Source organism: Duganella sp. GW821-FHT07G03 (assembly GCF_059418605.1).
The window spans coordinates 177,033-202,789 of the sequence record NZ_JBWKQE010000007.1; the positions used below are offsets into that span (position 1 = coordinate 177,033).

Genomic DNA, 25,757 nt, shown 5'->3' on the forward strand with positions numbered 1-25,757 from the left:
CCCACACCAATGACCTAAGCGTACGCAAGAATCCGGGGCGATTCCGTTCGGCAGCGCACACAGAGTCGCAGCCGCCTTCAGTGCTTGAGCGGCGGTTTCGGCGCCAGCGTCTTGCCCGGCGGCGGCGCCACCGGCTTGCCGCCTTGCTGGGCCAGCAGGGTGGCGCAGCCGGTGGTTTCGCCGGGGCCAGCGTTGATCAGCGGCAGGATGGCCGCCACCGGCGCCACGATGGCCAGCGCCAGCGCGCCGCCGGCGCGCAAGGCCAGCACCCCCTTGTCGACGCTGATGTCCGGCTGCTTGAAGGTGCCGCGCACATAGATCGGCGCCCGCAGCGAAATCACCCGCAAGCCCTTGGCGTCGGGCCGCATGGTCAGGTCCATTTTCTCGTTGCCCAGGTTGACGGTGCCGGAGACGTCGATCTTGGCGTCCGAGGTGTCGACCACGAACAGGCGCGACTGCATCAAGCCCTTGCTCACGCCGAAGTCGGCCACCATGCAGTTGAGCTTGACCTGCTTGTCGCCGATCACCTTGGTCAGCACCACGTTGCCGATGTTCAGGCCCATCTCTTCGAGCAGCAGCTTGCTGACGCTGCCTTCGTTGATCACGCCTTTGAGCTCGCCGTTCGACGTCGCCAGCAGGCCGGCCACCGAGTTGCCGGTGGCCGACAGCGAGATGTCGGCGTTGACCTCGCCCACCGTGGCCTGCATTTCCGCGATGCGCGGGAACAGCTGGCGCAGCTTGAGGTGGCGCGCGCCGGCCTTCAGTTCGGCGCGGATGGCGTTGGGGTTGAGCTTGCCGCTGCCGTCCAGCAGCACGGTGGAGGTGAAGCGGCCGCCGGCGATGTCGAAGTTCATCGGCGTCAGCGACAGCACGCCGTCCTGCATGGCGATCATGGTGTCGAGATTGGCGATCGGCAGGTCCTTGTCGCGCGTGATGCGCTGGGCCTTGAAGCCGACCTTGGCGTCGAGCGCGGTCCAGCGCTCGGTCTTGAACGGCTCCACCGGCAGCACGCGGTCGCCCGGCTGCACCGGCGCCACGCCGCGCGCCTCCTTGCTGGCGTTGGAGTCGGCGCCGATCAGCGGCCCCAGGTCGGAAAATTGCAGCAGCTTCGATTGCACCGCGCCCGTCAGCAACGGCCGCGCCAGCGCCTGGCCGGACTGGTAGTCGAGCTTGCCGCCGATGTCGGAATGACCGACGCGGCCGCTGAACTGATCGTAGGTCCAGCGGCTGGCGTGGGCGCCCAGGCTGGCGCTCAGGTGGCCCTCGGTGGCGAACGGCGGGGTTTCCGGCAGCAGCACGCCGGTCAGGCCGTACAGGCGCGCCATGCTGGGGCCGGACACCTTGAGCCGCATGTCGAGCGCGGCCAGCGCGGACGGCTTGGTCAGCGTGCCGACGATGGCGATGCGGGTGCCGCCGACGTTGAGGTCGGCCGCCAGCGGGTAGGGCGTCGATTGCTGCTGCAGCGACAGCACGGCGCCGGCCTTGCCGCCGCCGGCGATGTTCTGCTGGTTCCACTTGCCGCGCAGTTTCCAGGCCACGCCGTAGGTCGGATCGGCGTTCAGCGTGTCGACCTCGGCGACGGCGTCCACGTGCGTCATGGCGTCGACGTAGTGCACCGTGCCCTTGGTGAACACCACGCGCTGCAAATCCAGTTTCCACGGCGAGGGCTTGTCGGCCGGCTTGAAGGTCCAGTTGTTGCGGCCGTCCTCGCGGCGCTGCAACAGCACCACCGGACTGTCGAAGCGCAGCACCGGGATGGCCAGCTTGTGCTCCAGCAGCGGCAGCAGGTCGATCGAGAACGAGAACTGGCTGACGCTGGTCATTTCCATCTGCGCCGGCCAGCCGGCCGGGTTGCCGACGTGGACGTCGCGCGCCACCAGGTGCGGCAGCGGCAGGTAGTCGCGCCAGGTGCGGTCGGCGTCGCCGTGGCCCTGGCGTTCCCAGGTCAGCGACAGCTCGCCGCGGATCGCGAACGGACGGTCGATGGCTTCGCTGACCTTCTCGTTCAACCACGGGCGCGCCCGGTTCCAGTCGACATTGACCAGGACGATGACGGCGATGGCGGGCACGGCGAGCAGGACGCCGGCGACGGCAAGGGCGATGCGGGTGCGGCGGCGGAGAGGGGACATGACTGGCCTATTTTCTTATTGGAGTGACGCTATTTTACTAGGCCGCAGCTGGCGAGCTATGTGCGGCACCGTACTGAGGCTGCATCGGCAAGGGCATATAACGTCAACCTACCGAACGATTTTTTGAGGAGAAGAATAATGACCACCATTCAAAACCGTCTCACCCTGTTGTGCACCGTGGCCGCCGTACTGGGCCTGAGCGCCTGCGCCAGTGAAAAAACCCCGGCCACCGCCGACGTCGCCGTGTCGCGCGCCGCCGTCGCCAACGCCACCAGCGCCGGCGCGTCCGACCTGGCGCCGGCGGAAATGCTGTCGGCCCGCGACAAGCTGATGCGCGCCAACCAGGCGCTGGCCGCCAAGGACTACAAGACCGCGCAGGACCTGGCCAACCAGGCCTCGGCCGACGCCCAGCTGGCGCAGAGCAAGGCCAGTTCGACCAAGGCCACCATGGCGGCGGACGAGCTGCAGCAAAGCATACGCGCCCTGCGTGAAGAACTGAACCGCAGCAACGCCACCAGCCAACAATAAGGAGCCCACCATGAAATCCCTGTACCTCATTCCATCCGTGTTCGCGCTGTCCATGCTGTTCGCCGCGTGCAGCACCACGCCGACCACCACCAGCCTGCTCGATCAAACCCGCGGCGACTTCATGGCCGCGCAAAGCACGCCTTCGGTCGCGACCAACGCGCCGCTGGAATTCAAGGCCGCGTCCGATGCGCTGGACCGCGCCAACGCCGCCGCCGCGAAGAAGGAAAGCCTGGACGAGATCGACAAGCTGGCCTACATCGCCAAGCAGAAGATCGCCACCGCGCGTGAAGTCGCGAAACAGAAACAGGCCGAGAGCGAGATGGCCAACGCCGGCCACCAGCGCGACGAGATCCGCCTGGAGCAGCGCACCGTGGAAGCCAACCAGGCCAAGTCGCAAGCCAACCAGGCCAAGGCTGACGCCGACGCCGCCCGCGCCCAGGCCGACGCCGCCGCCAACAGCGCCCGCGACGAAGCGGCCAAGAACGCCGCGCTGCAACAGCAGCTGGCCGACCTGCAAGCCAAGCAAACCGACCGCGGCATCGTCATCACCCTGAGCGACGTGCTGTTCAAGGTCGACCGCGCCGAGCTCAGCGCGGAAGGCATGCGCACCGCGCAGAAGATGGCCGACGTGCTGCTGCAGGAACCGCAAAGCGCGGTGCTGATCGAAGGCTTCACCGACAGCACCGGCAGCGCCGCGCATAACCTGGAGCTGTCGCAGCGCCGCGCCGAATCGGTGCGCAACGCGCTGATCGGCCTAGGCGTCAAGAGCGACAAGATCGCCACCCGCGGCTATGGCGCAGCCTTCCCGGTCGCCAGCAACAGCGATGCCGGCAGCCGCCAGCTGAACCGCCGCGTCGAGATCGTGCTGTCGCAGAACGGCGCGCCGATCGCCACCCGTCATTAACTTTTAAGGAAGGCACATCATGGCTGACTCCACCCCCATCGGCATCGACAAGGAGGCCATCCGCGCGGCCGCCCGCAACCTGCAGGACGGCCCGGTCACGGCCGGCTACCAGGGCGACCGCACGGCCGTCCTGAAGATGCTCAACGACGCGCTGGCCACCGAGCTGGTCTGCATCCTGCGCTACAAGCGGCACTACTACACGGTGACCGGTCGCGACAACGGTTCGGTCAAGGCCGAGTTCCTGCAGCACGCCATGGAAGAGCAAGAACACGCAGACTGGCTGGCGGAGCGTATCATCCAGTTGAATGGCCAGCCTGATTTCAATCCGGCAACATTGCTCGCACGTAGCCATGCCGAGTATGATGCATCTGACGATGTGCAATCGATGATCAAGGCCAACCTGATCGCCGAGCGTGTCGCCATTGAGTCGTACCGCCAGATGATCGAACAGATCGGCGCGACCGATCCGACCACCCGCCATTTATTGATCAAGATCATGGCGGTGGAAGAGGAACACGCGGACGATATGCGCGATTTGCTGGGATAATGCTGTTTTTGCAGTTTGCTGTACAGTTTTCACTTCACACAACCATAACAGGAGCTCCATCATGCTGGAACAAAACATCAGTACCGTGAATAACGACGTGAAAACTCTGGTTAAGGATGCGCAAGCATTGTTCACCGCCGCCACCGCGCTGACCGGCGAAAAAGCCGAAGAACTGCGCGGCCGCGGCATGCGCGCGCTCGACACCGCGCTGGCCAAGGCCCACGAAGCGCAGCAAAGCGCGCTCGCCGCCAGCAAGGAAATGGCCAAGCAGGCCGATGTCTACGTCAAGGAAAACCCATGGCGCTCGATCGCCGCCGCGGCCGGCGTCGGCCTGCTGATCGGTGTGATCATCGGCCGCAAGTAAGCCATCGTGTCCGATGAGATGAACCGTCCACCGGGCTTGATCGCGTCGCTGGGCAATATCGCCCGCAACAGTATCGGCCTGGTGCTGACCCGGCTGGAGTTGGCCGCGCTGGAATTGTCGCAGGTGCGCAATCACCTGCTGCAGCTGGTGCTGGTGTTCGCGCTGGCCGTGGTGGCGGGTTGCTTCGCGCTGGCCTACGGCACGGTGACCATCGCCTACCTGGCCTGGGACGCGCTCGGCTGGAAGATCCTGCCCATCATCACCGGCGTGTTCCTGTTGATCGCGATCGGCTTGATCCTGTACGCGCGCGGCCTGATACGCAGCGGCAAACTGTCGATGCCGGCGACGATGGCGGAACTGAAGTCCGACCGCGACATGCTGTTGTAACCGGGAGAGCAGATGAGCAAACAAGCTGAACGCGCCGCCGTCGAGGCCGACAAGCAGCGCCTGATCCGCGAAGGCGAGCTGTATCGCATCAAGGTGGTGCACGCCAAGGCGCTGGTCGGCAATGCCCTGCAGCCGGACGCCATGTTGCACGGCGCCGTCGAGCAGGCCATCGGCATGGCCCAGGCCCGCCTCGGCGGCCTGTTGCAGCCGGGCGGGCTGAAGAATGTCAACTTCAAGGCCTTGCTGCCGTATGCGCTGACGGTGGGCTCGTATGTCGCCCGCAAGCGCCTGGTCAAGCCGGCCATGGGCCTGGCCCTGGCCGCCGGCCTTGGCATGGCGTGGCTGCTGCGGCGCAAACCCGCGCCGGAGCAGGAGTAATCCCCCAAACGCCGCCAATGCGGCGTTTTTTTTATTGGAGTCACAGATGAGCAGTGCGAAACCGAATTTGAATCCCGAGCGCTTGCGCGTGGTGCTGGTGTTGCAGGGCGGTGGCGCGCTGGGGGCTTACCAGGCCGGCGTGTTCCAGGCGATGCACGAGCACGGCCTGGCGCCGGACTGGATCGTCGGCACCTCGATCGGCGCGATCAACGCCGCCATCCTGGCCGGCAATCCGCACGAGACCCGCCTGAGCCGCCTCAAGCAGTTCTGGGACGGCGTGGCCCACCGCGACAGCTACGACATGACGCGGGTGCCGGACATGCAGCGGCGCTCCAACGTGCAGATGCAAACCTGGGACACCGTGCTGCGCGGCGTGCCGGGCTTCTTCAAGCCGCGCTTCATGAGCCTGTTCCCCATGGGGACCGCCGTGGCGCCCGAGCAGGCCAGCTTCTACGACACCAGCGAGCTGGGCGAAACGCTCGAGCGCCTGATCGATTTCGACTACCTGAACGCGCCGGGCGGCATGCGGCTGACGGTCAACGCGCTCAAGGTCACCTGCGGCTCGCTGCGCAGCTTCGACAACCGCGAGCAGCGGTTGTGCGCCGACCATGTGCGCGCCAGCGGCGCCTTGCCGCCGGGCTTTCCGCCGGTGCGCATCGACGGCGAGCTGTACTGGGACGGCGGCCTGTATTCCAACACGCCGCTGGAAACCGTGCTGGACGATAACGAGCATGTCGATACCTTGTGCTTCATGGTGGACTTGTGGAACGCCGACGGCCCGGAGCCGACCACGCTGGACGAGGTGCAGACGAGGCAGAAGGATGTGAGCTTTGCCTCGCGTTCCACGCGCCACTTGCAGGACTATGTCGCCACGCACAAGCTCAAGCAGAAGCTGCGCGCGCTGTACGCGGAGTTGCCGGAGCGGGCCAAGTCGGAGCAGGGCCAGCAGGATCTGGCCGGGCTGGGCGGCGACAGCACGCTGCACGTGGTGCGCCTGGCCTATGCGGGACGCGACTGGAATATGGCGGCCAAGGACATCAACTTCTCCAAGGGCTCGATTGAATGGCGCTGGGAACAGGGCTATCAGGACGCGCTGCGCGCCATCACGGCGGCGGGCTGGTTGAGCTTTGTGACGGAAGACACGCCGCTGGTCGTGCACGAGCTGCCGCCGTTGCGGCAGCCGGCGCACGACCAGGAACGGGCGGCCTAGGCCTTAGTACGGATGGTTCTCCGCGCGGATCTGCGCGGCGTTCGCCATGTCGTGGCGGTAGGTTTCGCGGGCCTCTTTCAGGCAGGTGCTGCGTTCGGCCGCGGGACCCTGCTTGCAGGCGATGGTGGCCTCGGCCAGCGCGGCGCCGATTTCCTTGCGCAGGGTGCGCAATTGCGCCGCCGGGCTGGTGTCGTCCTGGTACCAGCGCGGCGGGTCGCCCTTGGCGATTTCCGACTTCTGCAACTGGACGTTTTGCGGCGGCGTGGTGTTGGTGCTGGCCTGCGCGGCGCACGCGGCGACTAGCAGCGCCGCGCCGATGATGAGGTGCTTGAAGTGAGCCATGATGTCCTCCAGTGTCGTTACAGCCTGCCGGTCAGCAGCATGATCAGCAGGATCACCACCACCAGGCCGGTGATGCCGCTGGGCGCATAGCCCCAGCCGCGGCTGTGCGGCCAGGTCGGCAAAGCGCCGATCAAGGCCAGGATCAGAATGATCAGAATGATGGTGCCCATGGTGTTCTCCTTGTTATATGCTTGACTGCCGGTGCGGCAAAAAAATTAATAGCGGTACACGCGGCCGTCGACCAGGCGCACGCGATTGCCGGCGCGCAGGTCGTAGACGCTGTCCTGGTTGACGATGCGGTAGTCGCCGTTGTCCATGCGCACGCTGATCTGGTATTGTTCGCGCGGCTGGCTGCGGTTTTCTTCTACCTTGTTGCCGACCACGGCGCCGCCGACTGCGCCGGCCACGGTGGCGGCGGTGCGGCCGCTGCCCGAGCCAATCTGGTTACCCAGCAGGGCGCCGACCAGGCCGCCCGTGACGGCGCCGGCGCCGCTGGTGCCGGATTTGGCCTGCATCACCTGGATCGATTCGATGGTGCCGTAGGAGGCGGTGTCCGCCGGGTTGGTGTAACTGCCTTGCGGCTGGCCGGTGCCGGCGCAGCCGCTCAGGACGGCGGTTCCTGCGATCAGCATGGCTGCTATGGTGGTCGAGTGTTTCATCTTGTCCTCCCGAAAATGTGTGATTCCAGCATAGACAGCGGTGCGGCGAGGGTCTGTGCGCTTCCGCACCCAGCATGGCGATGTGCGGCCTGTGTACGGTACCGTACAGAGGTGGGCAGGGAAGGGGCGTAAAACCTCTACATCGGTAGCGGAGACATCAAGTTCCGCTGGCTGACAAACCACTGTTAATAAACCCTCCAAGGAGAATGCCATGAAAATCGCACACAAAATCGCTACCGCCCTGTTCGCCGTTTCGCTGCTGGCCACCGCCGGCTGCGCATCGACCTCGACCAAAGAAGGCACGGGCGAGTATGTCGACGATTCCGTCATCACCACCAAAGTCAAAGCCAGCATCTTCAACGAGCCCAGCCTGAAGTCCACCGAAATCAATGTGGAAACCTTCAAGGGCACCGTGCAGCTGAGCGGTTTCGTCGCCCAGCCAGAAGACATCGCCAAGGCCGGCGCTGTGGCGCGCGGCGTCAAAGGCGTGACCGCCGTGAAGAACGACATCCGCGTCAAGTAAGTCTTACCTGCCGGCGCGGCCTGCCCATCCGGGCGTGCCGCGTCGGGAGTTCTTTGCGAGCCATCATGAGCCAGCTGCCTGCCGAACTTCCCCGCAACAACGCAGTGGCTGCCGATGGCGATCTGCCCCGTATTCCCCTGCATGTCAACGCCCGCGGCCTCGCGCTCGGCGTCATCGCCACCGTGGCGTTTGTCTATGCGCTGCAATGGTCGCGCAATTTCCTGGTCCCCCTGTTACTCGGCATTTTGTTCAGCTATATGCTCAGCCCCATCGTGTGCTGGCTGGAGCGCCGGCGCGTGCCGCGCGTGCTCGGCGCCACGCTGGTCACGGTCGCCATCCTGGGCGGCGCCTTCGTCGTGATCGACAAGGTGCAGGGCGAATTCCAGGCCATCGTCGAAGAGCTGCCCACCGTCAGCCACAAACTGTCGCGCCTGCTCACCGCGCGCATGCAAGGCGGCCCCAGCACCTTCCAGCGCATCCAGGCGGTGGCCACTGAATTGCAGCAAGCGACCGCCGGCGCGCAGGAGCGCCGCGCCCTGCGCAAGGCCGCGCCGGCCGCGGACGGCGGCACCTTGCCGGTGATGGACTGGGTCTGGGCCGGCTCGATGGGCGTGATGGGTTTCCTCAGCCAGGCGACCATGGTGATCTTCCTGGTGTTCTTCCTGCTGCTGTCGGGCGACATCTTCAAGCGCAAGCTGGTCAAGCTGACCGGGCCGTCGCTGAGCAAGAAAAAAATCACCGTCCACATCCTGGAGGACATCAACTCGTCGATCCAGAAATACATGCTGATGCTGCTCGTCACCAACGGCCTGCTGGCCTTGCTGATGTGGATAGCGCTGCGCTGGATCGGCCTGGAGAACGCCGGCGCCTGGGCCATCGTGGCCGGGCTGCTGCACTTGATGCCGTACTTCGGCCCCTTGCTGATCACGCTGGCCACCGGCGCGGTGGCCTTCATGCAATTCGAATCGCTGCAGATGAGTGTGCTGGTGATGGGCACGTCGCTGGCGATCGCGACGCTGGTCGGCAGCGTGGTGGCGACCTGGATGACAGGACGCTTCGCCCGCATGAACGCGGCGGCGGTGTTCGTCAGCCTGCTGTTCTGGGGCTGGTTGTGGGGCGTCTACGGCTTGCTGCTGGGGGTGCCGCTGACCGTCATCGTCAAGGTGGTGGCCGAGCGCGTCGAAGGCATGGAAGTGGTGGCGGAATTGCTGGGCGAATAGGCCTGCGCGCCAGCCCTTGTTTCTCTGCGCCAGTCGGCTAACATGAGCATTACCAACACCTTGAGGAGGGCGCCATGAGTCCAGAGCAAGACCGCCGCCAGCGACCGGGGACTTCGGAAACCGCGGGCTGGCACTCCCTTGAATTTATCGTGCGCCATGCGCTGGAAATGCAGCGCGACATCGGCACCGCCAACGCGGTGGAGTTCTTGCAGAGCATAGGCATCAGCCCGCAGGTGATCGCCCGCGTGCTGGCGCCCGACGCCCAGGTGCGCGAGGCCGACCAGCAGGCGCTGGCCGCGGCGGTGCCGGTGGCCGATCTGCCGGTCGCCACGCGGCGCGCCTATCTGCGGCGCACGCTGGTGTAATCTGTTGGTCGGTTGGGGTCAGGCCTGATCCCAACGCGCACCAACGCGCAGGCTGCCCAGTTGCAGCGCGTACTGGCGCGCGAACTCGGCGCCGAGGAAGAAGATCTGCGCCGAGTAGTACACCCACAGCAGCAGCGCGATCACCGAGCCGGCCGCGCCGAAGCTGCTGGTGACGCCGCTGTTGCCGATGTAAACCCCGATCAGGTATTTCCCCAACGTGAACAGCGCGGCCGTGCCGGTCGCGCCTATCGTCACGTCGTGCCAGGACAGCCGTACGCGCGGCAGCAGCTTGAAGATCACGCCGAACAGGGCGGCGATGACGATGAAACCGATGACGAAATTGATGGCCGACAGCACCAGCCCGGCTTCGCGCCAATATTCGCTCCACAGCTTTTCCAGCAGGGCCAGCGCGGCGCTGACCACCAGCGACACCATCAGCAGGAAGGCCAGCACCAAGATCATGCCGAAGGAAAGCAGGCGGGTGCGTATCACGTCCCAGGCGCTGCCGTGGGTCAGCGGCGGGACTTGCCAGATATCGTCCAGGCTGGCCTTGAGCTCGGCAAACACGCTGGTCGCGCCGAACAGCAGCAGGGTGCCGGCCAGCGCGGTGGCGAGCCGGCCTTCCTCCTTGTTGCGGGCGCCGGCCAGCACCAGTTGCAGCGCCTGCGCGCCCTGCGCGCCGACCAGGCCGCGCAGCTCGCCGAACAACTGGCCCTGCGCCGCCTGCGGACCGTAAAACCAGCCGGCGATGGCCAGCACCAGCACCAGGATGGGCGCCATCGAAAACAGCGTGTAAAACGCCAACGCCGCGCCCTTGCTGCTGGCGCGGTGTGTCAACCATTCGGTCACGCTGCATCGCAGCACCGACACGAGATCTGGCTTCATCGGAAAAAAGCCCCGCTACCGGAGCGGGGCTGATCGCGCTTACTGCACGCGGCGTTCGATGGTGATCTGCTCGACTTCGACGCGGCGGTTAGGCTCCAGGCACTTGATCAGGTCGGCACGCTTCTGCTTCTTGTCGTTGCACTGCGCGACAGGATTGGATTCGCCCTTGCCGACGGCGTTCAAGCGGTTGGCGGCGACGCCCTTGCCGACCAGGTAGTCCTTGACCGCGTTGGCGCGGCGCTCGGACAGCTTGAGGTTGTACTTGTCGCTGCCCAGGCGGTCGGTGTAGCCGGAGATGACCACGTTGTCGATGCTTGGGTTGGCGTTCAGCACGTTGGCGATGTCGTCCAGCTTGGGTTGCGCAGGCGCCAGCTTGGCGCTGTCGAAGCCGAACAGCTCGGTCGCCGACATCGTCACTTTTTCAAAGCGGGCCGGTGGCGGCGGCGGCGGCGGGGTGACCGGCGCCGGCTGCGGCGCGGGTTCCATGACCTGCGGCGCCGGCGGCGGCGCGGCCGGCGCGGCTTTCGGCGGCGCGTTGAAGGCGATGTTCAGGCCGACCGTCGCGTAGTAGTTATTGCTCTTGCTGTTCGGGAACTCATTGCCGCGTATGAAGCCATGCACGTCGCGCAGGTCGGCCTGGAAGGCGACCTGGTCGTTGATGTCGGCCTGGAAGCCCAGGCCGGCGCTCAGGTAGGGCGAGGTCTTGCTGCGCTGGCCGACCAGGTTCAGGTTGGACTTGTCGTGTTCGGCGCCGATGCCGACCAGCAGGAAGGGACGGAAGGTCTTGCGGGAGAACATATACAGACCATCGACGCCCAGCGTGTTTTGCTGGTAGCGCTGGCCGTTTTCACGGGAGCGGGCGTAGGTGGTGCCGAGCTGCACATCCCAGTCCTGGTTGATGGCCTTGCCGAACTTGAGGCCGGCGCCGTAGCCGCGCTTGTCCACGCCGAAGTCCGAATCGGGCTTCATGGCGTTCAGGCTGGGCTGGATATACCACGATGGATTGACGACCGCATCCTGGGCCAGGGCGGTGAACGACGCGCACAACAGTGCGGCGGCGAGGGCGATTTTTTTAGTGTGGTTCACAGGTTTGCTCCCGATTTATTGATTGGATGTGTTTCATTGCCAGCAATGTTGAGGCACCGCTGTTGGACCGAAGATTAGGGAATTTGGTGCAGCTCTTCCGTGCGCTAGCGTACCTAAGATTGTGGTGTATCAAATCCGGCACAGTTCCGGAAACTTAGTTCAACGCCCCTTGTCACACCTTAAGTGCCAAGGATGTTCTCTAATGTTCGTTGCCGCACAGACCGATGCGCTGCGAAAAGGCATTCTTGAGCCAGATGCAGAGAACGTAGCGAGATGCCCGCCGCCCGCCACGCTATCCGCTGCCACTAATCTCGGCAATTGTTATAAGGAGTGTTCCCATGCATGCAGTTAGACAACCTCAACATCTGGTCCAGAACGAGATGAAAGCCTCGCCGGAAATGCACGCCACCACAGCCAAGCTGATGCTGGTGGACCGTCCGGCCCCGGCGCCTCTGGACCGGAAGCCTGCGCTGTCGATGGCCTCTATCGAGCGGGTCCGCTCGACCTCGGCCACGCTGCGCCGCATCGAAAACATGCAAAAGCTGATCGGCGAATTGCAGCTGCACGAAATGCTGGCCGATGAAATCGCCTGGTTCCTGAAGTTCTCGCCGTCCGGCGCCCGCAAATACATCCGCGACCTGCGCGAAGCCGGCGTGATCGAGCTGGCCCGCTATGTCGAAGGCACCGCCACCTACCTGGGCAAGGCGGTCTACCAGCTGACGCCCGACCCGGAACGCGTCGGCGCCTTCCTGGCCGCCATCGTCCAGCCCAAGCGCGAAGGCGCGCCGCCGCGCAAGGAACGTCCCGGCCTGCGCGAACAGGCGATGGCCGGCAGCGGCCGCCACTTCCACATCCTGGCCGACGACACGCATTACGCGATCCGCGTCAACCGCGGCCCGGTGATGCGCGATCCGCTGGTGGCGGCGCTGTTTGGCTCGGCGCCATCGATGCAAAAAGAAGAAATCGCCTGACCGTCCGCCGTGGCGCACGCGTATGATGGAACGGCCGGGCATGCCCGGCTGTTTGCATATTGAAATGTCGACAAGGCCCCCCAACTAGCCTGGACTGGACATCTCAACGGACGCGCGGCACATGGAAGCTTTGACCTGGATCGGCCTGACGGCGCTGTTGATCGCGCTGCCTTTTTACTACCCGCGCTGGCGTTTGCGGCGGGTGCTGGCGCAGCCCTTGACGGCCGGGGCGCAGGCCATCTTGCAGCACAACATCCCGGTCTACCGCCGCATGGCGCCCGATCTGCAGCAGCAGTTGCAGCGCATGGTGGTGCAGTTCCTGCACCAGAAAAAATTCATCGGCTGCGAAGGCCTGGAAGTGACCGACGAGATCGCCGTCACCATCGCCGGCCAGGCTTGCCTGCTGTTGCTGAACCGCCCGTCCAAGGTCTATCCGGCCCTGCACACCATCCTGGTCTACCCCGGCGCCTTCGTGGCGCCGCGCGCCGAGATCGGGCCGGGCGGGGTGGTCACGCCGGGCCACCACAGCATGCTGGGCGAATCCTGGGACGACGGCCGCGTGATCCTGTCGTGGGACGACGTGGTGTCCGGCCCCGGCCGCGGCCACAACGTCGTGCTGCACGAATTCGCGCACCAGCTCGACAGCGAATCGGGCCGCGCCAACGGCGCGCCCTACCTGGGCAACCCGGCCAGCTACCGCGAATGGTCGGAGGTGCTGGAGCGCGATTTCCAGAGCCTGCGCCACAGCGCCATGTACCGCCAGCACAGCGTGATGGACCATTACGGCGCCACCAATCCGGCCGAGTTCTTCGCCGTCGCCACCGAAACCTTCTTTGAAAAACCGTACCAGATGGCCGAGCACCACGCCGAGTTGTACGCCGAATTCCTCAAGTACTACCGGGTCGATCCGCGCGCCTGGATGGCGCCGCCGCCGGCGCCGCCCGAGCCTGTCCACGACTGGTCGCCCACCTGGTCGCATTGAACACCGCCCATGCCGGAACTAGTGCATAATCCATTCAGCCGCGCACGTTGATGCATGCCGTCCGCCTGCGCGATCTGCGCAGGACAGACGCTGTCGCGAGGCTATCAATATGCAATTTGACGAATTCGATTTTCTTTCCTCCGATGCCGCCGGCACCCCCGCCGCCGCGGCGCCCGTGGCCGAGGCGGCTTCTCCGCTGGTGCGCTTGCAGTACCTGGTCGACAACACGCCGGCCATCATCTATTGCACCGTGCCCAGCGGCGACTTCAAGATGACCTTTGTCAGCAACAACGCCTTGAACGTGCTGGGCTACCGTCCCGAGCAGATGGTGGCCGACCCCAACTTCTGGTTCGACCACATCCATCCCGACGACGCCCCCAGCATCTTCTCCAGCCTGGCGCTGGTGTTCAGCGAAGGCCAGCGCGCCTACGAGTACCGCTTCCGCGTCAGCGACGGCAGCTATCTGTGGATGCACGACACGCTGCGCCTGATCCGCGACGACAAGGGCGTGCCGCTGGAGGTGATCGGCTCGCTGACCGACATCACGGCGCGCAAGCGCATGGAAGAGACCTTGCAGGCCAAGGGCGTCGAACAACAGGCGCTGATCGGCGAGCTGCGCAACGCCCACGAGCAATTGCTGCAGTCGGAAAAAATGGCCTCGATCGGCCAGCTGGCGGCCGGCATCGCGCACGAGATCAACAACCCGGTCGGCTTCGTCAACTCGAACATGGGCTCGCTGAAGAACTACGTCGGCACCCTGCTGGGCGTGATCGAGCGCTACGAGCAGGCGGCCGCGCCGCATGCGGCGCTGGCGGCGCAGCTGGCGGCGCTGCGCCAACAGGCCGACCTGGAATTCCTCAAGGAAGACGTGACCGACCTGGTGCGCGAATCGATGGACGGCCTGAAGCGGGTCAAGGACATCGTCCAGGCGCTCAAGGACTTTTCCCACGTCGGCGAGACCGAGTGGCAGGTGGCCGACCTGCACCATGGCCTGGACAGCACGCTCAACATCGTCAGCAACGAGATCAAGTACAAGGCCCGGGTCGACAAGCAATACGGCACGCTGCCGCCGGTCACCTGCCTGGCCTCGCAGCTGAACCAGGTGTTCATGAATTTGCTGGTCAACGCCGCCCACGCCTTGCGCGAGCAGGGCGTGATCACGCTGCGCACCGGCGCCGCCGACGGCTGGGTGTGGATCGAGGTGGGCGACAACGGCTGCGGCATCGCGCCGGAAAACCTGAACCGCATCTTCGAACCGTTCTTCACCACCAAGCCGGTCGGCAGCGGCACCGGGCTGGGCCTGTCCTTGTCGTACGGGATCGTCAACCGCCACGGCGGCCGCATCGAGGTGGCCTCGGTGGTGGGCCAGGGCACGCGCTTCACGGTGCACCTGCCGGTGCAGCCGCCGCAGGCCGCGGCGGCCTGACGGCTAGAGGATGACGGCGCCGTCGTCGTCGCGCTTGACGTCGAGCAGGCCCGGTTCCTCGGCCTCCAGCCGCCGCGCTTCCTGCTCCTGCGGCGTCAGCGGCGGCGGCGCCACCAGCGTGGCGCGCTGCGCCAGCGCCTGCCGCACGTTCTGCTCCAGCTCGGCGGCGTCCCAGGGTTTGCTCATGAAGCGGAAGGCCTGCGCCTGGTTGATGGCGCTCAGCACGGTGGCGTACTCGGTCGAGGCGCTCAGCATGATGCGCATGGTGTTGGGCGCGACGTCCTTGAGCGCCTGCAGCAGCTCGCCGCCGGTCATCTGCGGCATGTTGTAGTCGCAGATGATCAGGTCGTAGTCGCTATAGCAGATGCGCTGGAGCGCGTCGTAGGGATCGAGGCAGGTCTCGATCTGCGGCGGCGCGGCGCGGAACATTTGCAGCAGGGCGCGCTGCAAGGCGTTGAGCACATTGATCTCGTCGTCGACCAGCAGGATCTTGCTCATGCGTCCCCCTTGGGATTGCGGATCCAGATCGACAGCCGGCCGCCGGCCTTGGTCTCGAAGTCCTGCACCTGCTGGATCATGCGGGCGTCCAGCACGTGCTCGATCGACAGCAGCATCAGGCCGTCGCGGCTGATCAGGTCGCGCGCCAGCACCATGCCGGGCAGCAGCTCGCCCGACAGCACCTCGACCCCGGCGCCGACGTCGACGTCGCCGTCGATGATCTGGCGGAAGGCCGTCACCACGTTGGGATCGTAGCGCTTGCCGCTGGCGTCGAGGATCAGCGTCTTGGCCTCCTCCGGGCGCAGGTGGCGCTGCACCATCGCCCCCTGTTGCAGGTTGTAGTAGTCGGCCGCCAGCGCCAGGATGCGCGCGCCCAGCGGGATCGCCAGGCCGGCCAGGCCGTCCGGGAAGCCGTTGCCGTCGAAGCGCTCGAGCTGGCCGCGCAGGATGGTGGCGCTGCCGCGCAGGTCCTCCAGCGGCATCAGCAGCTCGGCGGCGCGCTGCGGATGCTTGCGGAACAGGCCCAGCGATTCGCCGTGCAGCATGGTCAGCGGGGTTTGCAGCAGCTCGTCGGAAAAGCCGATCTTGCCGATGTCGGCCAGCAGCGCGGCGATGAAGATTTCCTGGGTCACGCGCGCGTCCAGCGCCAGCCGCTCGGCCAGCTGGCGCGCCAGGTCGGCCACCAGGCGCGCGTGGCCGGGCTTGTTGTGCGCGCGCAGTTCGATCATGCTGGAAAAAATCTTGATGGTGGTGACGAAGTTGCGCTTGAGCTTGCCGTTGGCGGTGGTGGTCGCCTCGTGCTCGGCCCTGAGCTGGCGGGTGCGCGCCTCGACCTTCGCTTCCAGGCTCAGGTTGAGCGCCTTCAGCTCCTCGTTCTGGGCCAGGGTCAGCGCCTCCAGCCGCAGCTTGTCCTGCTCCAGCAGGCGCCGCTCCAGCGCGTGGCGCACCACCAGCAGCATGTCGCCGTCTTCCCACGGCTTGGTGATGTAGCGGTAGATCTCGCCGCAGTTGATGGCGTCCTGGATCGACTGGATGTCGGAATAGCCGGTCAGCAGCAAACGCATGGTGTCGGGCCAGCGCGCCCGCACCTGGGCCAGGAACTGGGCGCCGTTCATTTCCGGCATGCGCATGTCGGAGATCACCAGGTCGACCTGCTCCTTCTCCAGCACCTCCAGGCCCTGCGCGCCGCTCTCGGCCAGCAGCACCCGGTAGCCGGCCGGGCGGAACAAACGCCGCAGCGAGGACAGGATGTTGGGCTCGTCGTCCACGCACAGCACGGTGGCGATGGTGGCCGGCACGGCCGCGGCGGACAGGGCGCTGCTCATGGCGGCCCTTCGCTGGCCGCTTCGGGCTGGTGGATCGGCAGCCGCACGCGGAAGCGGGTGCCTTTGCCGAGTTCGGTTTCGACGTCGATCTGGCCGCCGTGCTTCTGCACGATGCCATAGGCCAGCGACAGCCCCAGCCCGGTGCCCTTGCCGACCGCCTTGGTGGTGAAGAAGGGGTCGAAGATGCGCGACAGCGTGTCCGGCGAAATGCCGCTGCCGTTGTCGGCGACCTCGATCCACACGCAGTTGTCGCCGTCGGTGCTGGTGCGCACGGTGATGCAGCCGCGCTGCTCGCCGATGGCGTGGGCGGCGTTGACCACCAGGTTCATCACCACCTGGTTGATCTGCAGCGGCAGGCACTGGATGTCGGGGATGTCGCCGTATTCCTTGATCACGTCGGCCTTGTACTTGACCTCGTTGCCGACGATGTTGAGGGTGGAGTCGATGCCGCGGTGCAGATTGGACCAGACCCAGTCCTGGTTGGCGTCGACCCGCGAGAAGTCCTTCAAGTCCTGGACGATGTGGCGCACCCGCACGATGCCCTCGCGCGACTCGGCCATCAGCGACGGGATGTCCTCGCGCAGGAAGGCCAGGTCGATCTGCTCGCGGCGCGCGCGCAGCGCGGCCGCGGCGGCCGGCGCGCCGATGTCGGCCTCGGCCTGCTGGTAGGCGTCGAGCATCTCGAACAGCTGGTCCAGATAGGTTTGCAGCGTGGTGAAGTTGGAAAAGATGTAGCCGATCGGGTTGTTGATCTCGTGCGCCACGCCGGCCGCCAGCTGGCCGATCGAGGCCAGCTTGTCGGCCTGCACCAGCTGCTGCTGGGCGCGCGACAGTTGGCTGTTGAGCTCGGTCAGCTCGAGGTTGCTGCGGCGCAGTTCGGCCTCGGCCAGGTGGCGCTGGCGGATGTCTTCCTGCAGCTGCTCGTTCATGTCGGCCAGCTGGGCGGTGCGTTTCTCGACCACGTTTTCCAGGTTGTCGTGGGCGCGCCGCAGCGCGTTCTCGGCCACCCGCCGCTCGGTGACGTCGCGCAGCGTTTCGATGGCGCCGACCACGCGGCCCTGGTGGTCGCGCAGCGGCGCCGCCGTGAAGTGCAGCCAGTGGCCGCTGGCGCCGATGTTGGGGAAGAAGTCCTCGGCCTCGTAGGCGCCGGGGATCAGCGCCGAGGCCAGGAACTTGCCCTGGTAGTGCTGTTCCAGCAGCTGGTCGTCGCCGGCCACGATCAGGTCGGCCAGCACCGGGCGCTGCTTGGGATAGAAGGCTTGCCAGTGGTTGCTGGTGCCTATCATGGCCTGCTTGCTCCAGCCCAGCAGGTGTTCGCAGGCGCGGTTCCAGTGCGTGATCACGTGGCGGGTGTCGATGGCGAAGGTGGCCACCGGATGGCCGTCGAAGAACTCCGACAGGGCGATCGCGGCATGCGCCTGCAGCTCGGCGTCGGGCGGCGGCGGGAGCGCCGCAGCGTTGGGGGTGGCGGGGGCGGCGGCGTTCATGTCGTCAGCATCTTGCACATGGTTTCGAACAGCTGTTCGGTCTCGGCGAACACGCCGGCCCAGGCGGCGTCGCTCAGGCCCAGCGCCTGCCACGCGGCCAGCGACAGCGGCGGCACCTGGTCGTCTTCCTGGCCCGACAGGTCGAGCGCGTGGGCCAGGATGTTGGCCGCGTAGATCACGGTCGACAGCGTGGCCGGGCCGGCCTCGGGCGCGCGGTGGTGGTCGGCCACGGCGGCCTGGATGGGCGCCGGGAACTTCCAGTGCTTGGCCAGCGCGCTGCCGACGCTGGCGTGGTCGATGCCGAACACGGCCAGCTGGGCCGGCGCGGCGCTGCAGTCGTGCTGGCGGCGGTAGTCGTGCACGCGGCGGTAGTCGTCCGGGAAGCGGGTGGCCAGCACCAGCGTGCCGAGGTCGTGCAGCAGGCCGGCGGTGAAGGCGGTGTCCGGGTTCAGCCGCAGGCGCGGCGCCAGCACGCGCGCGCACACCGCGCTGGCGATCGAGTGGCGCCAGAAGGCCGGGAAGTCGAACTGGTTGCCGGGCGCCGGCTTGAAGCTGTCGGTCACCGAGCAGGCCGTCACCAGGGTGCGGATGGCGTGGAAGCCCAGCACCGAGATCGCCTGCTGGATCGAGGTGACCTTGGACGGCATGCCATAGAACGAGGAGTTGGCCAGGCGCAGCGTCTTGGCGGTGAGCGCCTGGTCGAGCGTGATCTTGGCGGCCAGCGCGTGGGTGTCGATGTCGTCCTGGTCCATGCTGGCCAGCAGTTCGTTGACCACCGCCGGCAGCGACGGCAGGTCGCGCACCGCCTTGATGATGTCGTCGGCGTTCATGCGCTCGCTCCCTCGCGGTAGGCGCGCAGGCGCGCCAGCAGCAGGGCGCCGCCGTCGCTGGCGGCGCTGTGGCGGAACAGGCGCTCCAGCCGTTCCAGCTGCAGGACGCGGGCGCGGGCCAGCGCGGCCGGATCGGGCGCCTCGGCCGCGGTCCAGACCACGCAGCGTTCGATGCCGCGCCGGCGCAGCGAGGCCAGCGTGGCGGTGGTCAAGGTGGCGTCCTGCGGCAGCAGCACGCCGCCGTGGGCGTCGAGCAGGGCGGTGGCGAGGATCATGCCTTCGACGGCTTGCTCCAGGTCGATTTCATTGCGGTGGGCGGTGACGCTCATCGGTCGGTCTCCACGATGCTAAGGGTGATCAGGCTGCCGCGCGACGTCGAGTGCTCGCCCATCGGGTAGCACATCACGGCATAGCGCTGGCCGTCGATGTCGGCCAGGTGGTGGTGGGGCTGGCCGCTGGCGGCCTGGGCTTCGACGTCGTCGGCCGGGAAGAGTTCGGGCAGCACGTGGCAGGCCTCGTTGCCGAGCAGCGCGCCGCTGTGGCGGAACAGGCCGGCGGCGGCGCCGTTGATGAAGGCGATCATGCCGGCGTCGTCCATGCCGATCACCGCCAGCGGCAGGTGTTGCAGCAGTTCGCGCGCGACGTTCAGGCTGATCTCGTCGCGGCTGATCTGGCGCTGCTTTTCCTGCAGCAGCTGTTCCATGCGGCGGTTGGCGGCGGCCAGCTCCTGGTTGGCGCTGCGCACCTCCAGGTGCAGGCGCTGGTTGTCGTCGGCGATTTCCTTGACCCGGAAGGCGTCGGCGATATGGCCGCGCAGCTGCTCGTCTTCCCACGGCTTGGTGAGGAATTTGTAGATCGCCCCCTCGTTGACGGCGTCGGTCACCGATTGCAGCTCGGTGTAGCCGGACAGCATGATGCGTATGGTGTCCGGCACCAGCTCCCTGGCCTTGCGCAGGAAGTCGGCGCCCAGCATGCCGGGCATGCGCTGGTCGGAGACGATGACGTCGACCGGATGCTCGGCCAGCACGGCCAGGCCCTGCGGGCCGTCGTTGGCGGTGTAGATCTGATACTGGTCGCCGCGCAGCAGGCGCTTGAGCGCGGCCAGGATGTTGGGCTCGTCATCGACCAGCAGCAGGCGGCGCGGCGGCCGGTGCATGCGCAGCAGGTGTTCCGGCAGCGCGCGGCCGCTGGCGAGCAGCTGGTGCAGGTCGGTCGAGGCCAGCGGCGGCGCGAAGAAATAGCCCTGGATCTGGTCGCACATATTGCGGCGCAGGAAGTCGCACTGGGCCTCGGTCTCCACCCCCTCGGCCACCACCTTCATGCCCAGGTTGTGGCCCATGGCGATGATGCTCTTGGCCATGGCGGCGTCGTGGCTGTCGGCCACCACGTTGCGGATGAAGTCGGCGTCGATCTTGATGGCGTCGAAGGGATAGCGCTTCAGGCTGCTGAGCGAGCCGTGGCCGGTGCCGAAGTCGTCCAGCGTCAGGTTCAGGCCGCGCGTCTTGAAGCCGGCCAGCACGTCGTCGCAGGCGGCGCCGGCCTCGTTGAGCGCGGTCTCGGTGATTTCCAGGGTCAGCGCGGCGGGGGTGATGGCGTAGTCGTCCAGCATGGCGGCGACGGCGGCGCCGAAGCCGGGATCGCGGAACTGGCTGGGCGCGACGTTGATCGCCACCCGCAGGTGGTTCTGGCCGCCGCGGCGCCAGGCCTGCAGGTCGCCGCAGGCGCGCCGCAGCACCCAGTGGCCGATGGCGGCCGTCATGCCGGCCGCCTCGGCCTGCGGCAGGAAGGCGTGGGCCGACAGCAGGCCGCGCTCCGGATGTTGCCAGCGCACCAGCGCTTCCAGGCTGACCACGGCGCCGCTCTGCAAGTCCACCAGCGGCTGGTACAGCAGGCGCAGCTGGTCCTGCGCCAGCGCCTGTTCCAGCGCGTGGTGAAACGGCAGGTCCGGTGCGACCGTCACGGCCGGGACATCGTGCGTTGGCGTGGCTGCATGCATGGGTGCGCCTAGCGATTTAATAGTTTCTGTATATCGAAAACCCCAATCGATTATAAGGCCACACTAGTTTTGTTGCGTGCAAGCTTGCAGCTTTTTTTGCCGCCCGCCGATTTGCGCGCCGTTGTTGCTTATTGGGGACTAAGCCAGCGCTGGCGGCAATTTTGGGTATGATGGTCGCTACAATAAAAAAACCTGGCACCCGTCGGACTAACGCGTTGTGATAGGGGGATGCGGCAATGGCACAGGCATGGGTAGTGCTCACTGGTCCAGATGGCCGCGATGTGGCGGCGCCGTCCGAGGCGCAGATGGCGGCGGCGCTGGCGGATGTCTACAGCGGCAAGGCCGCCAGCCCCGACGGCGGCCCCGGCAGCGCCGTGCTGCGCTTCGGTTACGACGACGGCTTGATGTACGAGGTCGAGGTGTCCAGCGGCGGCCGGGTGCGCTTTGCCGAATGGTCGGACCGCGATTGCGAAATCGCGCTGGCCGGCCCGCGGGTGATGACGGCGCTGGCGCAGGCCGACGCGCTGCAACTGTGGCGCTTGCTGGCGCAACGGCAGGTGGCCAAGATCCGCAGCCAACCGTGGCTGGAGGCTGGCTGAACTGAAACCAGGCTGAACTCAGCGGCGGCGTTGTTCCTGCCGCGTCTGGCAAGTGATGCACAGCCGCGCTTCCGGCCGCGCGTTCAGGCGCGAGTAGCCGATCAGCTCGCCGCAGTGCTCGCACAATCCATAACTGTGGTCGTCGAACTTGGCCAGCGCATGGCGCACGATGTGCAGCTGGCGCGCCGTGTGCTCGGCGGCCTCGTGCACCAGCGCGTTGAGGGTGCGCTGGCTGGCGTTGTCGGCCGGCGACGCTTCGGCCTCGTGCGGCGGCGGCGCGCGCACGTCGGCGCTGCGGTCGAGATCGTCCGCCAGCTGGCTCAGCAGGCCGGCCCGCGCCAGCTCCAGCCGCGCCTGCAAGGCCGCCCATTGATTGTCGTCCAGTCCATTCATGCCGCGCACTCCTTACGGCATTGGACCGGCGCCGCGCGATTTTGTTCGGCGCAGCGTGGCGCTCAGGCCGACGGGGCCAGCGCGTCCAGGTGGTGCTTGAGTTTTTCCAGCGGCGTGACGATGCGTTCCGGCTTGCCGCTGGCGACCGCCGCGCCCAGCGACAGCAGTTCGGCGCTCAGGTCGACCAGGTCCTTGACCTGGTCGATGCGGGCCACGGCGTCCTGGGCGCGCCGGGTCTGCGCCAGCAACTGCTGCTGGGCGCCGCCCAGGCCGCTGGCGGCCAGCCGGGCGCTGTCCAGGTACAGGCTGTTGGCGCGCTGGCGCAGCAGCACTTCGTTTTCAAACAGCGCCTGCGCCGTGCCCTGCGTCATGGTGGGCGCCGTGCCGCCCGGCGCGCGCCGGCGCAGGGCGCGCATCAGCTGCGCGTGCAATGCGTCGGCGCTGGCGGACAGGTTGTCGCCCAGCGCCTCGATATCGTGCGGATCTGTCATGACCACTCCTTACCGGGTTTATTTTTGCGGGATCTGGCTGAGCAGCGCGCGGTGGCTTTGCTCGATGGCGGCCAGATTGTTTTGCGCCAGCGTGTTGCGCAGGCCGAACAGGTGGTACTCGGCCTGCCGGTCATGCTGCTGGGCCTTGGCCAGCGCCAGCAGCAGGCGCTCGCGGCGGCTGTCGACGAAGGGGATCTCGGTCTCCAGCATGCCGAGCACGATGCCTTCCTCGTTGTCGCTGGTCTTGCCGTACAGGCGCAGCAGGGTGCGCATGGCGCCCAGCAGTTCCTGCATAGCCTGGTGGCCGTCGCGCATCAGTTCCTGCACCGCGGCGTCCTGCGCCGGGCGGGTGAGGGCGCGCGCCAGCAGACGGGTCAGGCCGGCGTAGGCGTTGACGTGGCGGTCGTCGATGCCGTTCTCGGGCCAGGCCTTGATGCCGCCGCTCATGGACTTGACCTGGTCCTCGAGGTCGTACTGGCGGTCGCCGGCCAGCTGGCCCAGGGCCTGCATATACGCTTGCACGCCGGCCTGCAGCTTGACGAAGTCGTCGCAGGCGGCCTGGCGCTGGCTGTCGAGCTGGCGCTCGCGGGCGTCGGCGGCGGGGCTCAGGAAGGGTTGTTCGCGCTGGTAGGTGGAGCGGTAGCGCTCGGTCAATTCATGGTAGGCGCCCAGCCTGGGCGACTGGGCGGCGAAGGCGCGTACCTCCGCCATCCGCGGCGTGCTGCTGGCGCAGCCGCCTAGCAGGGCCAGCAATCCGAGGATCAGCAATGCACGGGTGAGTTTCATGGGGCGCTCCACGAGGTGTGTCGCTATTTTTGCCCCAGCTGTATCGCTCCGTGTTGCGAATGCGCAGATCAGGTGGCCAGCGCCTGGCGCCAGCCGAGGCCGGCCACGGTGTCGCCGGCCGGGATGTATTCGCAGCCCAGCCAGCCGTCGTAGCCGATGGCGTCGATGTGGCGCAACAGGTGACGGTAGTTGATCTCGCCGGTGCCCGGTTCGTGGCGGCCTGGGGTGTCGGCGATCTGCATGTGCTTGATCATCGCCAGGTGGGCGCGGATTGTGTTGCTCAGTTCGCCCTCCATGCGCTGCATGTGATAGATGTCGTATTGCAGGAACAGATTCGGGCTGCCGGTCTCGGCGATAATGTCCAGCGCCTGCCGGCTGTGGTGGAGGAAGTAGCCCGGCATGTCGTAGTGGTTGATCGGCTCGATCAACAGCTCGATGCCGTGCGGCGCCAGCGCGCCGGCGGCGTAGCGCAGGTTGTCGACGTAGGTGGCGTGGGCGCGCTCCGCCGCCACGCCGCCCGGCAGCTTGCCGGCCATGCAGTGCAGGCGGGGGGCGCCCAGTTCAGTCGCGTATTCCAGCGCGCTTTGCACGCCGGCCCGGAACTCGTCCTGGCGGCGCGGATCGCAGGCCATGCCGCGGTCGCCGGCGTTCCAGTCGCCGCAGGGCAGGTTGAACAGCACCAGTTGCAGTTGGTGGCGGCGCAGGCGTTCGGCCAGCTGCTCGGCCTCGTAGGCGTAGGGGAACAGGAATTCGACGCCGTCGAAGCCGGCCTCGCGGGCCAGCGCGAAGCGTTCCAGGAAGGGCGCTTCGTTGAACAGCATGGACAGGTTGGCGGCGAATTTGGGCATGGCGGGCTCCGGGGGAAGTAGCTGGCAGCCGCTATCGTAACCGCAAATAAAAAAAACCACCCGAAGGTGGTTTGGAGGGAGTTGCTTATCGGCCGCGGCCGCCGGAGCGGTGCTGGGCCGCCGAGCGTGGGGCGCTGGTGCCGGTGCGTGGACCGCCGCCGGCCGGCGCGCCTGGCGCGCGTGGCTTGCCGCCGCCGTTGCCGCCACCGCCGCCAGCAGGCTTGGCGCCGGCTGCGGCAGGCTTGCCGCGTCCGCCGCCGCCGTTACGGCCACCGCCACCGCCGTTGCGATGGCCAGGGCCGCCGCTGCGCAGTTGCACTGGCTGTGGACGCGCGTTCAGGTCCGGCTCGAAGCCAGGAATCACTTCACGCGGCAGGGTTTGCTTGATCAGCTTCTCGATGTCCTTCAGCATGTCGTGCTCGTCCACGCAGACCAGCGACACCGCTTCGCCGGTGGCGCCGGCGCGGCCGGTGCGGCCGATGCGGTGCACATAGTCTTCAGGAATGTTCGGCAGGTCGTAGTTGACCACGTGCGGCAGCTGGTCGATGTCGATACCGCGCGCGGCGATGTCGGTGGCCACCAGTACTTGCAGCTTGTTGTCCTTGAACTCGGACAGCGCCTTGGTGCGCGCCGACTGGCTCTTGTTGCCGTGGATCGCCATCGCGCCGATGCCGTCGCCGCCGAGCTGTTCCACCAGCTTGTTGGCGCCGTGCTTGGTGCGGGTGAACACCAGCACCTGCGACCAGTTGTTCGACTTGATCAGGTGCGACAGCATCGGATGCTTCTTGTCGCGGTCGACCGGGTGGATCATCTGGGCGATCACTTCGACCGCCGAATTGCGGCGCGCCACTTCGATCATGGCGGGCTTGTTCAGCAGGCCGTCGGCCAGGGCCTTGATCTCGTCCGAGAAGGTGGCCGAGAACAGCAGGTTCTGGCGCTTCGGTGGCAGCGCGGCCAGCACTTTCTTGATGTCGCGGATGAAGCCCATGTCCAGCATGCGGTCGGCTTCGTCCAGGATCAGGATTTCCACGTTGGACAGGTTGACGGTGCGCTGTTCCATGTGGTCCAGCAGGCGGCCGGGGGTGGCGACCAGGATGTCGACGCCGTGCTTGAGCTGCTTGATCTGCGGGTTGATGCCGACGCCGCCGAAGATCACGGTGGAGTTCAGCTTGGTGTATTTGCCGTAAATGCGCACGCTTTCCTCGACCTGGGCCGCGAGTTCGCGGGTCGGGGTCAGGATCAGCGCGCGGATCGGACGGGCGGTGGTGTTGCTGGTGATCGCCGCGCCTTTGGCGTCGGTCGACAGGCGGTGCAGGATAGGCAGGGTGAAGCCGGCGGTCTTGCCGGTGCCGGTTTGTGCGCCTGCCAGCAGGTCGCCGCCATTCAGGACAGCGGGGATCGCCTGCTGCTGGATAGGGGTGGGCGAGGTGTAGCCGGCTTCGGTAACAGCGCGGACGATAGCGTCGGACAAACCGAGGGTAGAGAATGACATGAATGACTTTTTGTTAAGATAGGCCTGTCGCGTTCAAGGCGCCAGTCGCAGGCAATCAGAGTGAATGACACTGCGGCTAAAGGACTGGTCAGAGTGCCGCAGGCCT

At 66.6% G+C, this 25,757-nt stretch carries 31 protein-coding genes; 14 read left to right on the top strand and 17 right to left on the bottom strand.

Annotated elements, in window-relative coordinates:
• Nucleotides 1-77: 77 nt before the first annotated feature.
• Nucleotides 78-2,129, bottom strand: coding sequence for an AsmA family protein (locus AC07OK_RS11970; RefSeq protein WP_494690510.1), 2,052 nt, complete (start codon nt 2,127-2,129; stop codon nt 78-80).
• A gap of 138 nt (nt 2,130-2,267) precedes the next feature.
• On the opposite strand from AC07OK_RS11970, the gene AC07OK_RS11975 reads away from it, so the two are divergent.
• The 7 genes from AC07OK_RS11975 (at nt 2,268) to AC07OK_RS12005 (ending at nt 6,447) form a co-directional block, all read left to right on the top strand.
• Entirely contained in the window at nt 2,268-2,657 is a 390-nt protein-coding gene (locus AC07OK_RS11975) for a DUF4398 domain-containing protein (protein ID WP_494690511.1), read from the top strand.
• 10 nt (nt 2,658-2,667) lie between these two features.
• On the top strand, nt 2,668-3,561 hold the full coding sequence (locus AC07OK_RS11980; protein WP_494690512.1) for an OmpA family protein: 894 nt from the start codon (nt 2,668-2,670) through the stop codon (nt 3,559-3,561).
• 19 nt (nt 3,562-3,580) lie between these two features.
• Complete coding sequence (locus tag AC07OK_RS11985; protein WP_494690513.1) at nt 3,581-4,108, top strand: ferritin-like domain-containing protein; 528 nt, start codon at nt 3,581-3,583, stop codon at nt 4,106-4,108.
• Nucleotides 4,109-4,169: 61 nt separating this feature from the next.
• Entirely contained in the window at nt 4,170-4,472 is a 303-nt protein-coding gene (locus AC07OK_RS11990) for an ElaB/YgaM/YqjD family protein (RefSeq protein ID WP_161098957.1), read from the top strand.
• 18 nt (nt 4,473-4,490) lie between these two features.
• Entirely contained in the window at nt 4,491-4,859 is a 369-nt protein-coding gene (locus AC07OK_RS11995) for a phage holin family protein (RefSeq protein WP_494690603.1), read from the top strand.
• Between the two features lie 12 nt (nt 4,860-4,871).
• The gene (locus AC07OK_RS12000; RefSeq protein WP_494690514.1) at nt 4,872-5,237 is read left to right on the top strand and encodes a hypothetical protein; all 366 of its coding nucleotides are present in this window, start codon (nt 4,872-4,874) and stop codon (nt 5,235-5,237) included.
• A gap of 46 nt (nt 5,238-5,283) precedes the next feature.
• Nucleotides 5,284-6,447, top strand: a complete 1,164-nt coding sequence (locus tag AC07OK_RS12005; protein ID WP_494690515.1) for a patatin-like phospholipase family protein — start codon at nt 5,284-5,286, stop codon at nt 6,445-6,447.
• Between the two features lie 3 nt (nt 6,448-6,450).
• On the opposite strand, the gene AC07OK_RS12010 is transcribed toward AC07OK_RS12005, so the two are convergent.
• From AC07OK_RS12010 to AC07OK_RS12020, 3 genes are read right to left on the bottom strand one after another with little or no spacing between them, the layout of a single operon-like run.
• Complete coding sequence (locus AC07OK_RS12010) at nt 6,451-6,789, bottom strand: hypothetical protein (protein WP_494690516.1); 339 nt, start codon at nt 6,787-6,789, stop codon at nt 6,451-6,453.
• 17 nt (nt 6,790-6,806) lie between these two features.
• A complete protein-coding gene (locus AC07OK_RS12015; protein WP_494690517.1) occupies nt 6,807-6,959 on the bottom strand; it encodes a DUF3309 domain-containing protein in 153 nt (50 codons plus the stop codon).
• A gap of 45 nt (nt 6,960-7,004) precedes the next feature.
• Nucleotides 7,005-7,448, bottom strand: coding sequence for an outer membrane lipoprotein (locus AC07OK_RS12020; protein ID WP_494690518.1), 444 nt, complete (start codon nt 7,446-7,448; stop codon nt 7,005-7,007).
• Between the two features lie 211 nt (nt 7,449-7,659).
• Here AC07OK_RS12020 and AC07OK_RS12025 point away from each other — a divergent pair, with 211 nt between their 5' ends.
• The 3 genes from AC07OK_RS12025 to AC07OK_RS12035 all read left to right on the top strand — a co-directional run bounded on the left by AC07OK_RS12025 (nt 7,660) and on the right by AC07OK_RS12035 (nt 9,556).
• Entirely contained in the window at nt 7,660-7,971 is a 312-nt protein-coding gene (locus AC07OK_RS12025; protein ID WP_494690519.1) for a BON domain-containing protein, read from the top strand.
• 65 nt (nt 7,972-8,036) lie between these two features.
• Entirely contained in the window at nt 8,037-9,191 is a 1,155-nt protein-coding gene (locus AC07OK_RS12030) for an AI-2E family transporter (RefSeq protein ID WP_494690520.1), read from the top strand.
• Between the two features lie 74 nt (nt 9,192-9,265).
• Complete coding sequence (locus AC07OK_RS12035; RefSeq protein ID WP_494690521.1) at nt 9,266-9,556, top strand: hypothetical protein; 291 nt, start codon at nt 9,266-9,268, stop codon at nt 9,554-9,556.
• 18 nt (nt 9,557-9,574) lie between these two features.
• On the opposite strand, the gene AC07OK_RS12040 is transcribed toward AC07OK_RS12035, so the two are convergent.
• Nucleotides 9,575-10,441: a YihY/virulence factor BrkB family protein gene (locus tag AC07OK_RS12040; RefSeq protein WP_494690522.1), complete on the bottom strand. Its 867-nt coding sequence runs from the start codon at nt 10,439-10,441 to the stop codon at nt 9,575-9,577.
• A gap of 39 nt (nt 10,442-10,480) precedes the next feature.
• Nucleotides 10,481-11,527, bottom strand: a complete 1,047-nt coding sequence (locus AC07OK_RS12045; RefSeq protein ID WP_494690523.1) for an OmpA family protein — start codon at nt 11,525-11,527, stop codon at nt 10,481-10,483.
• A 338-nt stretch (nt 11,528-11,865) separates the two neighbouring features.
• On the opposite strand from AC07OK_RS12045, the gene AC07OK_RS12050 reads away from it, so the two are divergent.
• The 3 genes from AC07OK_RS12050 (at nt 11,866) to AC07OK_RS12060 (ending at nt 14,906) form a co-directional block, all read left to right on the top strand.
• A complete protein-coding gene (locus tag AC07OK_RS12050; RefSeq protein ID WP_494690524.1) occupies nt 11,866-12,498 on the top strand; it encodes a winged helix-turn-helix domain-containing protein in 633 nt (210 codons plus the stop codon).
• Nucleotides 12,499-12,619: 121 nt separating this feature from the next.
• On the top strand, nt 12,620-13,480 hold the full coding sequence (locus tag AC07OK_RS12055) for a M90 family metallopeptidase (protein WP_494690525.1): 861 nt from the start codon (nt 12,620-12,622) through the stop codon (nt 13,478-13,480).
• A 109-nt stretch (nt 13,481-13,589) separates the two neighbouring features.
• A complete protein-coding gene (locus AC07OK_RS12060) occupies nt 13,590-14,906 on the top strand; it encodes an ATP-binding protein (RefSeq protein ID WP_494690526.1) in 1,317 nt (438 codons plus the stop codon).
• 3 nt (nt 14,907-14,909) lie between these two features.
• Here the strand turns inward: AC07OK_RS12060 and AC07OK_RS12065 are convergent, their stop codons facing one another.
• From AC07OK_RS12065 to AC07OK_RS12090, 6 genes are read right to left on the bottom strand one after another with little or no spacing between them, the layout of a single operon-like run.
• Entirely contained in the window at nt 14,910-15,404 is a 495-nt protein-coding gene (locus tag AC07OK_RS12065) for a response regulator (RefSeq protein ID WP_494690527.1), read from the bottom strand.
• A complete protein-coding gene (gene nosR / locus AC07OK_RS12070) occupies nt 15,401-16,729 on the bottom strand; it encodes a response regulator c-di-GMP phosphodiesterase, NosR family (protein ID WP_494690528.1) in 1,329 nt (442 codons plus the stop codon). Before nosR ends, AC07OK_RS12065 begins: the two co-directional genes overlap by 4 nt.
• The gene (locus AC07OK_RS12075) at nt 16,726-18,234 is read right to left on the bottom strand and encodes an ATP-binding protein (protein ID WP_494690529.1); all 1,509 of its coding nucleotides are present in this window, start codon (nt 18,232-18,234) and stop codon (nt 16,726-16,728) included. Before AC07OK_RS12075 ends, nosR begins: the two co-directional genes overlap by 4 nt.
• Nucleotides 18,213-19,046 carry an HDOD domain-containing protein gene (locus AC07OK_RS12080; protein WP_494690530.1) on the bottom strand — a complete coding sequence of 278 codons (834 nt, stop codon included), beginning with the start codon at nt 19,044-19,046 and terminating at the stop codon, nt 18,213-18,215. Before AC07OK_RS12080 ends, AC07OK_RS12075 begins: the two co-directional genes overlap by 22 nt.
• Nucleotides 19,043-19,375, bottom strand: coding sequence for a hypothetical protein (locus AC07OK_RS12085; RefSeq protein WP_494690531.1), 333 nt, complete (start codon nt 19,373-19,375; stop codon nt 19,043-19,045). Before AC07OK_RS12085 ends, AC07OK_RS12080 begins: the two co-directional genes overlap by 4 nt.
• A complete protein-coding gene (locus tag AC07OK_RS12090) occupies nt 19,372-21,042 on the bottom strand; it encodes an EAL domain-containing protein (RefSeq protein ID WP_494690532.1) in 1,671 nt (556 codons plus the stop codon). The genes AC07OK_RS12085 and AC07OK_RS12090 overlap by 4 nt, the downstream gene beginning before the upstream one ends.
• 236 nt (nt 21,043-21,278) lie before the next feature.
• On the opposite strand from AC07OK_RS12090, the gene AC07OK_RS12095 reads away from it, so the two are divergent.
• Nucleotides 21,279-21,641, top strand: coding sequence for a hypothetical protein (locus tag AC07OK_RS12095; protein ID WP_494690533.1), 363 nt, complete (start codon nt 21,279-21,281; stop codon nt 21,639-21,641).
• A gap of 18 nt (nt 21,642-21,659) precedes the next feature.
• On the opposite strand, the gene AC07OK_RS12100 is transcribed toward AC07OK_RS12095, so the two are convergent.
• From AC07OK_RS12100 to AC07OK_RS12120, 5 genes are all read right to left on the bottom strand, one after another.
• Nucleotides 21,660-22,034: a TraR/DksA family transcriptional regulator gene (locus AC07OK_RS12100; RefSeq protein WP_494690534.1), complete on the bottom strand. Its 375-nt coding sequence runs from the start codon at nt 22,032-22,034 to the stop codon at nt 21,660-21,662.
• Between the two features lie 62 nt (nt 22,035-22,096).
• Nucleotides 22,097-22,525 (bottom strand): hypothetical protein, encoded by a 429-nt coding sequence (locus AC07OK_RS12105; protein WP_494690535.1) that lies wholly within the window; start codon nt 22,523-22,525, stop codon nt 22,097-22,099.
• Nucleotides 22,526-22,543: 18 nt separating this feature from the next.
• The gene (locus AC07OK_RS12110; RefSeq protein WP_494690536.1) at nt 22,544-23,311 is read right to left on the bottom strand and encodes a hypothetical protein; all 768 of its coding nucleotides are present in this window, start codon (nt 23,309-23,311) and stop codon (nt 22,544-22,546) included.
• Between the two features lie 68 nt (nt 23,312-23,379).
• Nucleotides 23,380-24,159, bottom strand: coding sequence for a hydroxypyruvate isomerase (gene hyi / locus AC07OK_RS12115; protein ID WP_494690537.1), 780 nt, complete (start codon nt 24,157-24,159; stop codon nt 23,380-23,382).
• 85 nt (nt 24,160-24,244) lie between these two features.
• Nucleotides 24,245-25,651 carry a DEAD/DEAH box helicase gene (locus AC07OK_RS12120; protein ID WP_494690538.1) on the bottom strand — a complete coding sequence of 469 codons (1,407 nt, stop codon included), beginning with the start codon at nt 25,649-25,651 and terminating at the stop codon, nt 24,245-24,247.
• Nucleotides 25,652-25,757: the final 106 nt, after the last annotated feature.